The organism is Novosphingobium sp. BL-S-32, assembly GCF_056857055.1.
In genome coordinates this window covers 1,950,243-1,964,472 of record NZ_CM166476.1, presented here as the reverse complement: position 1 = coordinate 1,964,472, position 14,230 = coordinate 1,950,243, and the positions used below count along the sequence as shown (strand labels likewise).

Sequence of the window (14,230 nt, the reverse complement as noted above, 5' to 3'; positions counted from 1 at the left end):
GGTTTGTCGGGCATTTGCGCCCGTCCTGCCGTGCACGGCCCGACGGACGCCTCGAATTCCGGACGAGAGTACATGAGCGAAGGTGAGAATCGACAGATCGCACGCGACAGCCTTTTCCTGATGGCTGACCTGCGCGTCGACGGACTGGACGGCGAATGCCGGATCAAGGTTCGCAATCTCTCTGCCGGGGGCATGATGGGCGAAGGCGCGGTCCGCGTCGTTCGCGGTTCGGCAGTCAAGGTCAATATCCGCAATATCGGCTGGGTTCCCGGCGCGATCGCCTGGGTTCAGGACAACCGTTTCGGCGTTGCTTTCGGCACCGAGATCGATCCCAAGCTGGCGCGCGTAACGGTCGGCGCGGCCGAGGATGCCACGCCGCGCTTCGTGCGCACGCATGAGGCACTCTACTCCCCCGATACCGCCGCCATGCGCAAGATCTGAGCCGTTCGGCCCGCATCGTTGCTGCGGGAAGCAGGGCGGATGCCCCTCGGGGCATGCTTTTTCCCGGGCAAGGGCGCAGCAGCCATTTGCGACCCTGCCGAAATCGACTAGTCCGAACCCCATGAGCGTTTCGCGCAAAGGCTTCCCCGCGTTCGGCCTTCTGGCCGCGCTGGCGCTTGCCGGTTGCGGATCGTCGAGCAATTCGGCGCTGAACGTGGCGGTCGTCGGCAAACCGGGCGATCCCTTCGAGACCGGCTTGCAGCTTCCCCTCGCCGGCCAGCTCACCCGTGCATCGACCACCGAAGGTCTGGTCTCGTTCGACGAGAAAGGCCGCGTCATCCCGGCACTGGCCGACCGCTGGATCGTGACCGATGACGGCCTGAGCTACATTTTCCGCCTGCGTGACGGCAATTGGCTGACCGGCGACCCGCTCTCCGCCGCATCGGCCAAGCACGCGCTCGATTCGGCGCTGGAGGCGCTCAAGGACACGCCGCTCGCGCTCGATCTGTCGGCCATCGACGAAACGCGGGCGATGGCGGGGCGAGTCATCGAAATCCGGCTGGCCCGGCCGATGCCGTACCTGTTGCAGCTTCTCGCCCAGCCCGAACTCGGCCTTGTGCACAAGGAGCGTGGGGCGGGCCCGATGCGGCTGGAGCGCGAGCAGTTCCTGGCGCGGATGGTCCCCATCGATCCTTCGCATCTTGGCCTGCCGGCCATCGAGAACTGGGCGCGGCGCACGCGCCACGTCAACTTGCGGGCGCTGGATGGACCGGGGGCGGTCACCGCCTTCAACGACGGCGATGTCGACATCGTCATGGGCGGGGAAGTTCAGGATTTCCCGCTCACCCGCTCGGTCGGGATCCTGCGCGGGACGATCCAGCTCGATCCCGTCGTCGGCCTGTTCGGGCTTCAGGTGATGAACGATCGCGGTTTTCTGGCCGATCCGTCCAATCGTGAGGCGATTGCCATGGCGATCGACCGCGACGCCCTGATCGCGCCGTTCGGGCTTGGTGGCTGGACCGCGACGACCCGCATGGTCACGCCCAGCCTCGACGGCGACCTTGGCACCATTGGCGAGCGTTGGGGCAATCAGTCGATCGACGAACGCCGCGCCGTGGCGGCGGGCAGGGTCCGGCATTGGGAATCCAGCTCGGGGGAAGGCAGCTCGCCGGCAATTGCACCGGCCCCGGCGGAACCGTCGCGGTCGGCGCGCAAGATCTTCCAGCATGCGCCCAAGGCTCCGACGCCGGCCGATCTGGCAGCACAGGCACCGCGTCTTGCGATCTGGCTGCCGGTCGGACAGGGCGCGGACACGCTGTTCGACAAGCTGGCCGGAGACATGGCCACGATCGGCATCCGTCTGGTGCGCGTGGGCGATCAGGCTTCGGCCGACCTCGCGCTGGTTGACGATGTCGCGCGTTATCCGCGCGCCGCGTGGTTCCTCAATCGTCTGTCGTGCCATGCCCGGCGGGGCCTCTGCTCGGCCGATGCGGACGCGCGCGCGGCCGAGGCGGCGGTTGCCCAAAGCCCGCAGGACCGCGCGGCGCTGCTGGCCGAAGCGGAGGCCGAACTGACCGCCGCGAATGTGTTCATTCCCTTCGGCACGCCGATCCGCTGGTCGCTGGTGCGCGGCAGCGTCGATGGCTTCGCGCCCAACACCTGGGGTTGGCACCCCTTGATGCCGCTCTCCTGGCTGCCCAAATAAGCAGGACGGCAATCGTGCCGTTCGAGGAGATTGACGACTTTGGCGACTGGACAGGCTTCTGCCCGCCGCATGGATATGGACCTTCCGCTGGGGTCCGATCCGGTTTCGATCAGCCGCCGCGTGGAGATGATGGAGCGCGTCCTCGAAGGCGCGTTCACGCTTCCCGGCATTCGCCGCAAGGTCGGTCTCGATGCGGTCATGGGACTTGTGCCCGTGGCCGGCGACTTGGTTTCCGCGCTGCTGGGCATGTATATCGTCTGGGAAGGGCGCAATCTCGGCATGTCGAAATGGCAGCTTGCGCGCATGAGCGCCAACGTCGGCATCGACGCACTGCTCGGGGCGATCCCCGTGGCGGGCGACCTGTTCGACTTCGTGTTCCGCTCGAACAGCCGCAACCTGAAGCTCATCCGCAAGCATATCGCGAAGAATCATCCGCATGCGCAAGTGATCGAGGGGTGACGAGAGTCCCGCTCTGGTTGCCGGCACTGGTGTTGCCGCTGGCGGCGTGTGGGTCCTCGGCCCCCGTTCCCGCGCCGGTCACTTCGGATGAGGCGCGCGCTCTGGATCAGGCGGCGGAAATGCTGGATTCGCGGCCGTCCGAAGCGCCTTCGGAAGCGGCTGCGACGGCGGGGCCATGATCGAGCGCTCTGCGCCGGTTTGGCTTTCACCCGGCCGACCTTCTCCCGCTCAGGCTGAGCTTGTCGAAGCCCCCGAGGCGTGGCGCGAGCTTGCCACCCTTCGACAAGCTCAGGGTGAGCGGAGTTGGGGAATCAGGCGGCGAGGCATCTGACCGGGCGAAATACTTTAGTCGAAGCTGACTTTGCCGCGTCCAGCCTTGACCGATCCGCGCAGCTTCTTGCCCTTCAGGCGCTGCTCCTTGCCCACGCGGTTGAGGCGGCTCTTGGCACGCTTTTCGGGCAGGTTGTAAGCCTCGCGCAGCATCTCGGCGAGCCGCTCGCGCGCGTCGGCGCGGTTGGCCTCCTGCGTGCGGAAGCGGCGGGCGGTGAACATCAGTTCGCCGCCCGAAGTCATCCGGCTGCCCGCCAGTTCCTTCAGCCGCGCGAACACCGGCGGGGCCAGACGCAGCGCGTAGACGTTGAGCCGCAACTGAACCGCCGTCGCCACTTTGTTGACGTTCTGGCCGCCCGGCCCGGAGGCGGCGATGAAGCTCTCGCTCGCCAAGGCCTGCGCGCGACCGACGGTCTCTTCAACCTCGCTCATTCATCGCTGAAGCCGAGCGCGGCGAAGTCCGCCGGCAGCGGCGCCACGGCCACGACCGGTTCCTTGTCGCCGCGCGGCACGGTGAGGCCTGCCGCGTGGAGCATGGTGCGCGGCGCGCCCTTGCTGGAGCCATAGACCGGATCGCCCAGCAGCGGATGGCCAAGGCCCGAAGCGGCATGGACGCGGATCTGGTGCGTGCGGCCGGTCTCGGGGCGGAATTCGACGAGCGTGAGGCCGTTCCGCTCGTCCAGCTTGCGCCAGTGGGTGACGGCAGGCTTGCCCTTTTTGGCCGGGATCATGCGCCAGCCGTCCTTGGCCGTGCTCACCTTGGAGAGGTTGAGCGCGATCGTGCCTTCGTCCTCCGCCAGCGTGCCGGCAACGATGCCGAGGTAGCGCTTCTTGACCGTCTTCTCCTCGAAAGCGGCGGAGAAGCGCTTCAGCGCCTTAGGATTGCGGGCCAGCAGGAGGCAGCCCGAAGTATCGCGGTCGAGTCGGTGCACCGGCATCGGCAGGCGCTGGAAGCCGAGCGTCAGCTCATCGAGCCGGTCTTCGAGGCTGGGACCGCCGGCGCGCGGGCGGTCGAGCGGAAGGCCGCCGGGCTTGTCGATGACCAGCGCCTCGCCGTCCTCGAAGAGGATTTCCAGTTCCATGTTACGTCAATGCTTTCTCTATGCGCCGTAGCGCTTCTTCGAGCCGCGCGTCGTCCGCGGCGAAACTGATGCGGAAGCCGTCGCGGCCGCCGAAGGCCGAAGCCGGGACCAGCGCCACGCCGTGTTCCAGCAAGTGCAGCGCCAGCTTCATGTCGTCGCCGCCGAAGCGGTCCATCAGCGGCGCGGCGTCGATCATGCAGTAGAAGGCGCCGTCGGGCGTGGGCGTCGACAGGCCGGGAATCGCGTTGATCGCGGCGACGACCTTATCACGCCGAACACGGAAACGCTCGCGCCAGTCGGCCAGAAAATCCTGCGGTCCCGCGAAAGCGGCAACGGCGGCGGCCTGGCTGATCGAGCAGGGATTGCCCGAGGAATGCGACTGGAGCTTTTCCATCGCCTTGATCAGCCACTGCGGCCCGGCGGCGACGCCGATGCGGAAGCCGGTCATCGCGTGGCTCTTGGACACGCCGGAGACCGTCAGGATGCGGTCGGCAAGGTCCGGGCAGAGGTTGGCGAGCGTGGCGTGTGGGCGGCCGGTATAGTTGATCGGCGCGTAGATATCGTCGGATAGCACCATCACGCGCGGGTGGCGGCGCAGCACCTCGCCGATGCCGCGCAGCATGTCCTCGGGATAGTAGGCGCCGGTCGGGTTGCCGGGGCTGTTGAGCAGCACCCAGAGCGTGCGCGGGCTGATCTGCGCTTCCAGATCGGCGGGCGTGAAGCGGAAATTGTCCTTGGCGGCGGTCAGCAGCGGCACGACCTTGCCGCCCGCGAAACGAATGATCTCTGGGTAGCTGACCCACCACGGCGAGGGCACGATCACTTCGTCGCCTTCGCTCACCGTCGCCAGCATGGCATGGAAGATCGCCTGCTTGCCACCCGCGCTCACCGTTACTTGCGAGGCAGGCACTTCGATTCCGAGGTCGCGCGCGAAGTGCAGCGCGGCGGCCTGCTTGAGCTGCGATGTGCCGCCCACTGCCGTGTATCTGGTCTCCCCGGCGTCGAGCGCGGCCTTGGCGGCCTCGATCACGTGCGGCGGCGTCGGGAAATCGGGCTCGCCGACCGAGAGCGAGATCACGTCGATCCCGGATTCGCGCAGTTCGATGGCGCGGTCGGTCATCGCGGTCGTCCCGGACGGGGCGATGCGGGAAAGGGCAGCGGATGTATGCATCAGGCGGGCAGCATCACTTGAGGAGTTGGGCAGGCATAAGGCCGCGCAGAGAATTGCCGATCAGGAAGCCATCGGCGAGATCGTCCAGCGTAAGCTCCGCTTCGACAGCACGGTCCTGCTCGATCAGTGAGCGGCGTAGCACGCCGGGCAGCAGGCCCAGCGCGATGGGCGGCGTCAGCAGCATGCCTTCGCGCTCCACGAAAACGCTGGTGAAGCTGCCTTCGGTGATGAGCCCGTCATCGCGCAGGAACAACACTTCCTGCGCGCCGGCGGCCTTCGCCACGGCAAGGCCCGTCTCGTAGAAGCCGCGGTCGCTGGTCTTGTGGCGCAGCCGCCAATCGCCGCTGTCGACCGGCAGCGGCAGCACGCCGACCACCATGGGCTCGGCCTGCGAGGCCGGAACTTCCGCCAGTTCGAGCGCGTAGGCCCCCGTGCGCGAGGCAACGAGGCGCAGCTTCGCGGGCGCGTCGGCATCGAAGCAGAGCGCCTGTATGGCGTTGCGCACGGCGTGGCGATCGAAGCTGAAGCCCAGCGTCTCGGCGCTGGTCCTGACCCGCTCAAGATGCAGTTCGAGCAGTGGGATGCCCTGTTCGGGCGTAAAACGCATCGTTTCGATCAGGTCGAAACTGGCGGGCGAGGTTACCCCTGCCGAATCTCGCACGAAACCCCCTTTGACCAGGCATTCCCGCCATTCGGGAAGCGCTTGTGAATCCGCGACCACCGCCGAACCGACACCCAGAACCGCGCGTCCTGTCGTCACGTTGCCAGCCGCCCCATCGCCGCCTGTCGGGCGCCCCGTCAGCCGTAAAGTGCGGATTGCCACATTGAACGCGGCATCGCCAGAGGGTTCGATGAAACCGATTGAACCGCAATAGGGCCCGCGCGCGTCGCGCTCGACTTCGGCGATCAGTTCCATCGCCCGGATTTTCGGGGCGCCGGTGATCGAACCGCAGGGGAACAGCGCCCGCAGCAAGTCCACCGCGCCCTTGTCCGGCATGAGGCGCGCGCGGACGGTCGAGACCATCTGGTGTACCGTGGGATAGCTCTCGATCGCGAAAGGCGCTTTCACGTCCACGCTGCCCGGCTCGGCCACGCGGGACAGGTCGTTGCGCATGAGGTCGAGGATCATGAGGTTTTCGGCCCGATCCTTGGGGCTGGCGGCCAGTTCGTCGCGCAGGCGGGCGTCCTCCTCCGCGTCGCGGCCGCGCGGGCGGGTGCCTTTCATCGGGCGGACGGTGACCGTGCCGCTGTCGAGCGCGAAGAACAGTTCGGGCGAGAAACTCAGCAGCCATTCGCTGCCGTCGCAGATTACCGCGCCATAGCCGGCAGCGGCTGCCGGGCGGATCGCGGCGTAGAGCGCCAGCGGATCGCCGTGCCAGGGCCCGGCGAGTGGGTAGGTCAGGTTGACCTGATAGATGTCGCCTGCCTCGATGGCCGCATGGACCGCGTCGAAAGCGCGCGTGTAGTCCCCGGTCGAGATGTCCGGTTCAAGCGGGCCGATGCCGACGGGCCCCGGTGTGGCCTGCCGGGCAAGCCACTGCGGAACCTCGGCGGCGGGAATCGCTTCGAAATCCGTGAACGCGGCGAACCAGACCAGCGGCCCTTCCACCTTCCGCAGGCCGGAAAGCCGGGGTTCCAGGGCCAGTCCCGCTTCGTAGGCGAGGTAGCCGGCAAGGTGGAAGCCCTCGGCCACCAGTGCCTCGATCCGGGCGAGTGCGGGCTGCACGTCGTTCTCCGTGCGGGCCACGACGATCTCCACCGGATCGCGGTAGATCCGCGCGTCGGCGGCGTCTTCGTGGCGCGCGTCATCAAGGAGTATGAATGGTTTGGGCATGTTCGCGTTGCTGCCTTTAGCGCCCGATGCCCGGCGGCACCAGTCCGCTGCGCAGGCCCGGCCTACTCGAAACATTGGCTGAAACATTGCCTCCGGGCGATCAAGTCCGTGCCCGGGCAGAATCCCTCTCGCCCTTGCCCAAGCTGCGCACTATCACCTTCGAAGGGCGCAAGGAGGCATGAATGGACGAGATTTTCCTGGGACTCGGCTCCAACGGTGAACGGCAGGTCCTCCCGCTGAGCCGCGCCAACCGCCACGGCCTTGTCGCCGGGGCGACCGGCACCGGCAAGACCGTCACGCTCCAGACCATCGCCGAACAGTTCTCCGCCGCCGGGGTTCCGGTTTTCCTTGCCGATGTGAAGGGCGATCTCTCGGGTATTTCCATGGCCGGAAGCCCGCAGTTCAAGAATGCCGCCGTGCTGGAAGCGCGGGCCAAGGAAATCGGCATGACCGACTATGCCTATTCCGACAATCCGGCAATTTTCTGGGACATCTACGGTGAGCAGGGCCATCCCGTCCGCACCACGATCTCGGAAATGGGGCCGCTGCTGCTGTCGCGGCTGATGGACCTCAACGATACGCAGGAAGGCGTGCTCAACGTCGTCTTCCGCTATGCAGACGAGCAGGGCCTGCTGCTGCTGGACCTTGCCGATTTGCAAGCCATGCTGGCCTATGCGGCCGAGAATGCGGCCGCGCTTTCGGCCAAGTACGGCAATATCACCAAGGCCAGCGTCGGCACCATCCAGCGCCAGCTTCTCACGCTCGACAGTCAGGGCGCGGCGCAGTTCTTCGGCGAACCGGCGCTGGAAATCGCCGATTTCATCCGCTGTGACGACAAGGGGCGCGGCTACATCAACGTGCTCGCGGCCAACAAGCTGATGCGCAGCCCCAAGCTTTACGCCACGTTCCTGCTGTGGCTGCTGTCCGAACTGTTCGAGGTGCTGCCCGAGGTCGGCGATCCGGAGACGCCCAAGCTCGTGTTCTTCTTTGACGAGGCCCACCTGCTGTTCGACGATGCCCCCAAGGCGCTTCAAGACAAAGTCGAGCAGGTCGTCCGCCTGGTTCGTTCGAAGGGTGTGGGCGTCTACTTCATCTCGCAGAATCCCATCGATATTCCCGAGCAGATCGCGGGCCAGCTCGGCAACCGCGTGCAGCATGCGCTGCGGGCTTTCACCCCGCGCGACCAGAAGGCGATCAAGGCGGCGGCGGACACGTTCCGCATCAATCCGGCGCTGAATGTCGCTGAAGTGATCACCGAACTGAAGGTCGGCGAGGCGCTCGTCTCCACGCTCGATGGCGAGGGCGCGCCGACGATCGTCCAACGCACGCTGATCGCGCCGCCGCGTTCACGGCTGGGGCCGGTCGAGCCGAAGGAGCGGGCGATCATCCAGTCGATCAGCCCCTATGCGGGCAAGTACGACACCCCGGTAAACCGCGAAAGTGCGGAGGAAGTGCTGGCCGCCAAGGCTGCGGACGCCGCCGCCACCGCGCAGGAAGTGGCGGATAAGGGTGCGGCCGAGGTCGGCAAGCAGGAACGCAAGAGCCCCAGCCTGTGGGACGGGCTGGGCGGCAAGGTTGCCAAGGCGGCGGCGGGCGCGGCGGTGGCGAGCGCCGGTTCGATCCTCGCGCAGTCGATGCAGGGCCGGAAAAGCCGCGCGAATCCACAGGCTTCGGCTGCTAGTGCGGCCGCCGGGACAGTGGGCGATGCCTTTGGAAAAGCGATCGGTTTTCCGGGCCTTGGCCGCTTCGCGCGCAACCTTATCGGCGGCTTGATGCGCTGACTTGATGCGGATTATCGGTTGTCTGGTCCTGTTTCTGGCGCTGCTTTCGGCGCCGGGCGTGGCTTTGGCACAAGTGGCAGCAAAGGAGGCCGCTCCGGTCGTCGCACAGGAAAAGCCGGACCTTCCCTTCGGCCGTCTGGGCGATTCGGTCCGACCGCTGGCCTACCGGCTGGACCTGACCGTAGACCCCGCGAAACCGCGCTTTTCGGGCCATGTCGAGATCGACGTGAACATGACCCGAAGTGCACCTAAAGTGTTCTTGCACGGGCGCGACCTCGATGTGGCGAAAGTCGAGGCCCATGTCGGCGGTCAGACGCTTGTCGGCCAATGGCGGCAGCTCGATTCCAACGGCCTTGCCCAAGTCCTGTTCGACCGGGACCTGCCCGCCGGACCCGTCACCCTCGCTTTCGATTACACGGCGGCCTTCGGACAGGGCCCTTCCGGCCTGTTCCGCGTCGAAGTGGAGGGCGCCTGGTATGCCTGGAGCCAGTTCCAGTCGATCGATGCGCGCGCGGCCTTTCCCGGTTTCGATCAGCCCGGCTTCAAGACTCCTTTCGCCGTCACCTTGCGCACCCCGCCGGGGCTCATGGCGATCAGCAACGGGCCCGAGATCGGCACGCCTGCTGTCGAGGGTGGGCTCGCCGTCCACCGCTTCGCGCCGGTGCCGCCGCTGCCGACTTATCTCGTCGCCGTCATGGTCGGGCCTTTCGCGGTGCTTTCGGGCGAAGTTCCGCCCACCGCGCAGCGCGCCGAGCCGCTGCCGCTGCGCATCGTCTCCACCCGCCAGAATGCCGACCGGCTTGCCTTCGCGCTGGAGGGCAGCAAGCGCATCGTCACCCAGTTGGAAAGCTACTTCGGCGAGCGCTTCCCGTTCCCCAAGCTGGACCAGATCACCAGCCCGATCCTGCCCGGCGCCATGGAAAATGCCGGGGCCGACCTCTACCGCGACGACATTCTGGTGATGGATGCCAATGCGCCGGTTCAGCAGCAGCGCCAGTTCGGCATGATCGTCGGCCATGAGCTGGGCCACCAGTGGTTCGGAGACCTGGTCACGCCTGACTGGTGGGACGATCTTTGGCTCAACGAGAGCTTTGCCAACTGGATCGGCTACCGTTCCGGGCAGGAGTGGCGGCCGGATCTCGGTATCGCCGGGGACGCGCTCGGCGTGGGCTATCAGGCCATGGACATCGACGGGCTGCTGGCCGGCCGCCCGATCCGCCAGCCGATCGAGACCAGTGACCAGATCGATTCGGCCTTCGATTCGATCACGTATGGCAAGGGCGGCCGCGTCGTCGGCATGATCGCCGACTGGCTGGGCGAGGACCGTTTCCGCGAAGGCGTGCGCCGCTACATCGCCGCGCATCGGCAGGGCACTGCCACCAGTGCTGACTTCTTCGCGGCGCTGGCCGAAGTGGCGGGCGACCCCCGGCTGGTCCCGGCCATGCGCAGCTTCGTGGAGCAGCAGGGCGTCCCGCTCCTGGCGATGAAGCAGCAGGGGGACCGCGTGGCGATCACCCAGCTGCGCTACACCACCGCCGGGATCGCTCCGCCCGAGGGCCGCTGGATCATCCCGATCTGCCTGCGCCGGGCCGGGGCGGAACGCATGTGCACGATCATGGACCGGCCGACCCAGACGTTCGTGGTGCCGGGCACCGGCCCGGTCTTCCCGAATGCCGGCGGGGCCGGATATTACCGCTTCGAACTGACCGGCCAGCACTGGCAATCGCTGATCGCCGGGGCCGGCAGCCTGCCCGCTGGAGAGGCGCTGGCGCTGGTCGATTCGCTCGATGCCTCGATCCGGGCGGGGCGCGGCAATGTGGGCGAGATGGCCCAGCTTGCGCATGCGCTGATCCGCCATCCCGATCCGCACGCCGCCGATGCGCCGTTCGAGGCGCTCTCGGGCTATGTGATGCAGGGCCTTGTCAGTGCGCGCGGGCGGCAGGGCTTCAACGTCGTGCGTGAGCGGCTCTATGTGCCGCTGCTCAAGGAATTCGGCTTCGATCCGCGCGCGGGCGTCTATGCCGGAGAAGCGCCGGCGCACAGCCAGCGGCGCGTGCAGGTGGTCGAGGCATTGCTCGCGACCAGCCGCGGCGGCAAGCTTCGCGACCAGTTGGCGCAGGCGATGGAGGCCTATCTCGGCGGCGATAGCGCCGCGCTCGACCCGGCGTGGATGGATCACGCGCTCGATGTCTACCTGTTCCAGCAAGGCGCCCCGGCCGCGCGGACGCTGGTGGAGAAGGCGCTGACATCCGAAGACCCGGTGTTCCGCCCCGCCGCGCTGGCGGCGGCGGCGCGGACGGGCGATACCAAGCTGGCGGCATGGCTGCTCGATCTTCAGGACCCGCGCCTGCGCGAGGGCGAGCGGCTGAGCTTCCTGGACGGCGTGATGGCCCGCAGCGCCACGCGCGACATCGGTTACCAGTGGGCGGTGACGCATCTGGACGATCTTGTCACCGCCAGCAGCGGCCAGTTCTTCGCGACGCGCCTGCCGCAGATGCTGGGGCGCTACTGCTCGGTCGACAAGGCGGCGCAGATCACGCGCGATTTCGGGCCGAGTCTGGCGGGCACCCCGGGCGCGCTGGAACTCGCACGGGCGAGCGAGCGGGTGCGCAACTGTGGGTTGCTGGACGACCTTGTGGGCGCGCAGATCGACGGGGATTTCGTGACTATGAAGTAGGCGCTGACGGCCGTTTCAATCGGCCGGAATCCAGTGACGCTTCAGATATTCGTCGAACATCGGAACGGTGAAGGCGATGTCTCCGTGCGCGGGGCTGTAAATCATTCCTTTTGCAATGATCTGCGCGCGTCGGGGCCCTAATGTGGTGAGTTTTTCACCCAGCATTTCGGCCACATCCGATGATCGGTATGGACCGGCGCCCAATCGCGCCATGGCTATCACGTATTCTTTTTCCTTGGGCGTCAGGCGGTCGATGCGCACCTTGAAAAACCCTTCATCCAGCCTTCGCAGCGCTTCTTTCTCGGCGAGTTCAACGCAGTTCAATGCAATGGGGGATTGGGGCGAGGCATTCCAGATTTGATATCCCCATTCCTGCAGGAAGTACGGATATCCCTTCGTCAGTGCGACAATCGCATCAAGCAGGTCGCGGTCTATCGCTTCTCCTTCCTCCTCGATGGGCTGACGGATTGCGTTCGCGGCATCGTCTTCGGGAAGGGCGTCCACCTTCGGGAAGATGAAAAGCCTTTCCGCATATGACTTTGCATCTCCGGACAGCGCCGCAATGGCAGGGAGGCCGGCGCCAAAAAGGAGGACGGGCAGGGCTTTCTGGTTGATGCGGTGAATTGCGACGATCAGTGCGCCCAGTTCTTCGGGCGAGAGGTACTGCAGTTCGTCGATAAGGAGCGCCCATCCGCGACCAGCCGCCTTTGCCGCTTCGCCAACTTTCAGAAACAGTTCGGTGACGTCGTATTCGAGATTGCCGCTATCCGCGACGCCGGGTTCCGGATCGACGGACACATCGAAATCGCCCACGCTGATCTTGAATGCACTGGCAAAGCTGCGGAGCGCGCGCAGTGCTGTGTGCGTGGCCGTCTTCGCGGAATCGACGAATGACAGTTTGCGAAGGGCCTGATGGATTTTGGGATAGAGCAGATCGACGAGTTTACGATCTTCCGGCGCTTCGATGAACGACGTCAGATACCCGTGATCTTCGGCAATTTTCTCGATCTTATTGAGGAGAACGGTTTTTCCGACGCCGCGTAAACCGAGGAGCATCTGCGACTGGGCCGGACGGCCAAGCAGGACGCGCTGAAGCGCCGTATCGGCAGCCGTAATGATTTCTTCCCGGCCGGCCAGTTCCGGCGGCTGCGAGCCTGCTCCGGGAGCAAAGGGATTTCGAACGGGGTCCATATTTATCCCTTTAGGGCATAGTATAGCCTACTTCGGCTATACTCAGTTATATATCCCTAAAGGTCAACACCGTCTGGAGGTACGCCGGCCTTCGGCCTCACCCCACCGGCAGTTCCAGCTTTGCCCGCAGGCCCTGCACGGTGCCGTCCGCCGCGAGCCGGTTCGACAGGGTCAGCGCGCCGCCGTGCTGTTCGGCGATGGCGCGGGCGAGGGCGAGGCCGAGGCCGGCGCCGCCGGTGGCGCTGTTGCGCGAAGGGTCGCCGCGCGTGAAGGGGTTCATCATCGCCTCGATCGAATCCTCGGCGATGCCCGGGCCGTCGTCGTCGATCACGATCACGGCGTGGCGGCCTTCGCGCGAATCCTCGCGGGTCAGCGAAACGCGGGCGCGCTCGCCGTAACGCAGGGCATTGCCGATCAGGTTGCGCAGCGCGCGGCGGATCCACGTCGGGCGCAGTTCCAGCGCCACGCGCTCGGTCTCGCCCACTTCGACCGGCTCGCCCATGTCCTCGTACTCCTCGATCACCGAGAAGATCAGCGCGGAGAGTTCGGTGCGTTCGCGCGGGTCGCTCGGGCGGCCGACGCGGGCGAGCGAGAGGATGTCGTCGAGCGTGCGGACGATGTCCTCGATGGTCGCGGCCATGCGGCCGCGTTCGACGTCGTCGGTCACCGATTCGATGCGCACGCGCAGCGCCGCCAGCGGGGTCTTGAGATCGTGGCCGATGGCGCCGAGCATCACGTCCTTCTCGTCGAGCAGGGCGGCGATGCGCGATTCCATGGCGTTGTGCGCCACGATCAGCCGCTGCATGTCCTCGGGGCCCGAGGGGGGAAGCTGGCCATCGAGGTCCTGCGTTTCCGCGAAGCGTTCGAGGCGGCGGGTCAGCGCGGCGAGCGGGCGGGTGATGCGCCGCAGGATCAGCGCCACCGCCGCCATCAGCACGATGTAGATGCTGATCGTCTGGATCAGGATCGGCCCCAGCAGCACGTTTTCGGGGCGCGGCGCGCGCACGCGGGCGACGATCCAGCTGCCCTCGTCGCTGGTGCGCACGCCCACGACCATGAGGTTGGAGCGCATCAGGCCCGATGTCTCGTCGTGCGAGAGGCCGTAGCTGGCGGCGCGGCGCAGCAGGCCGCGCCGGGCATAGCGGTCGCTCCCGGCCGCCCGGTGGACGACGACGACTTCGCGGACGGCGAAGTCCTGCTCGGCCAGGATTTTCGCGAGATCGGCTTCCGCCTCGGCATCGCGGGCCTCGCCGGGCATGGCGGGCGAGCTGGTGCTGTATTCGAGGTGGTAACCCTTGGGCGGCGGGCCGGAGAGGGGGCCCGGCGTGTCGTTCGGGCGGCCGTTCTGGTGCCGGACGAGCCCGCGCGGGCCGCGCGTTTCCATGATCAGGCGGAACACGGCGGCATTGAGCATGCCTGCCTCGTAGCCCTCGCGCTGGGCGCGGTAGACGAGGAACGCGCCCAGTCCCTGCACCAGCAGCAGCGCCGCTGCCACGGCGAGCAGCATTTGGCCCATCAGGCTGTGGGGGCGCGGCAGGCGCAAGCGGTTCAAGGTCATT

11 protein-coding genes are annotated in these 14,230 nt (G+C 66.7%); 5 read left to right on the top strand and 6 right to left on the bottom strand.

Features of this window, described 5'->3' with window-relative positions:
• The first annotated feature begins 72 nt into the window (after window positions 1–72).
• The 3 genes from AC1VVK_RS08980 to AC1VVK_RS08970 all read left to right on the top strand — a co-directional run bounded on the left by AC1VVK_RS08980 (window position 73) and on the right by AC1VVK_RS08970 (window position 2,605).
• Window positions 73–441: a PilZ domain-containing protein gene (locus tag AC1VVK_RS08980; RefSeq protein WP_132389813.1), complete on the top strand. Its 369-nt coding sequence runs from the start codon at window positions 73–75 to the stop codon at window positions 439–441.
• A 121-nt stretch (window positions 442–562) separates the two neighbouring features.
• Complete coding sequence (locus AC1VVK_RS08975; RefSeq protein WP_482902732.1) at window positions 563–2,146, top strand: ABC transporter substrate-binding protein; 1,584 nt, start codon at window positions 563–565, stop codon at window positions 2,144–2,146.
• 69 nt (window positions 2,147–2,215) lie between these two features.
• A complete protein-coding gene (locus AC1VVK_RS08970) occupies window positions 2,216–2,605 on the top strand; it encodes a DUF4112 domain-containing protein (protein ID WP_482902731.1) in 390 nt (129 codons plus the stop codon).
• A gap of 345 nt (window positions 2,606–2,950) precedes the next feature.
• Here the strand turns inward: AC1VVK_RS08970 and arfB are convergent, their stop codons facing one another.
• From arfB to pabB, 4 genes are read right to left on the bottom strand one after another with little or no spacing between them, the layout of a single operon-like run.
• Window positions 2,951–3,367 carry an alternative ribosome rescue aminoacyl-tRNA hydrolase ArfB gene (arfB, locus tag AC1VVK_RS08965; RefSeq protein WP_482902730.1) on the bottom strand — a complete coding sequence of 139 codons (417 nt, stop codon included), beginning with the start codon at window positions 3,365–3,367 and terminating at the stop codon, window positions 2,951–2,953.
• Window positions 3,364–4,017, bottom strand: coding sequence for an RluA family pseudouridine synthase (locus tag AC1VVK_RS08960; protein WP_482902729.1), 654 nt, complete (start codon window positions 4,015–4,017; stop codon window positions 3,364–3,366). Before AC1VVK_RS08960 ends, arfB begins: the two co-directional genes overlap by 4 nt.
• Before the next feature lies 1 nt (window position 4,018).
• Window positions 4,019–5,188, bottom strand: a complete 1,170-nt coding sequence (locus AC1VVK_RS08955; RefSeq protein ID WP_482902728.1) for a pyridoxal phosphate-dependent aminotransferase — start codon at window positions 5,186–5,188, stop codon at window positions 4,019–4,021.
• A 13-nt stretch (window positions 5,189–5,201) separates the two neighbouring features.
• On the bottom strand, window positions 5,202–7,022 hold the full coding sequence (gene pabB, locus AC1VVK_RS08950; RefSeq protein WP_482902727.1) for an aminodeoxychorismate synthase component I: 1,821 nt from the start codon (window positions 7,020–7,022) through the stop codon (window positions 5,202–5,204).
• 182 nt (window positions 7,023–7,204) lie between these two features.
• Between pabB and AC1VVK_RS08945 the strand changes: the two genes are divergently transcribed.
• Complete coding sequence (locus AC1VVK_RS08945; protein WP_482902726.1) at window positions 7,205–8,803, top strand: helicase HerA-like domain-containing protein; 1,599 nt, start codon at window positions 7,205–7,207, stop codon at window positions 8,801–8,803.
• Window positions 8,804–8,807: 4 nt separating this feature from the next.
• Window positions 8,808–11,480, top strand: coding sequence for a M1 family metallopeptidase (locus AC1VVK_RS08940; protein WP_482902725.1), 2,673 nt, complete (start codon window positions 8,808–8,810; stop codon window positions 11,478–11,480).
• A 15-nt stretch (window positions 11,481–11,495) separates the two neighbouring features.
• Here AC1VVK_RS08940 and AC1VVK_RS08935 read toward each other — a convergent pair whose 3' ends face one another.
• Together AC1VVK_RS08935 and AC1VVK_RS08930 are read right to left on the bottom strand one after the other, a co-directional pair.
• Complete coding sequence (locus tag AC1VVK_RS08935) at window positions 11,496–12,671, bottom strand: ATP-binding protein (RefSeq protein WP_482902724.1); 1,176 nt, start codon at window positions 12,669–12,671, stop codon at window positions 11,496–11,498.
• A gap of 97 nt (window positions 12,672–12,768) precedes the next feature.
• Window positions 12,769–14,178 carry a sensor histidine kinase gene (locus AC1VVK_RS08930; RefSeq protein WP_482905143.1) on the bottom strand — a complete coding sequence of 470 codons (1,410 nt, stop codon included), beginning with the start codon at window positions 14,176–14,178 and terminating at the stop codon, window positions 12,769–12,771.
• Window positions 14,179–14,230 lie beyond the last annotated feature (52 nt).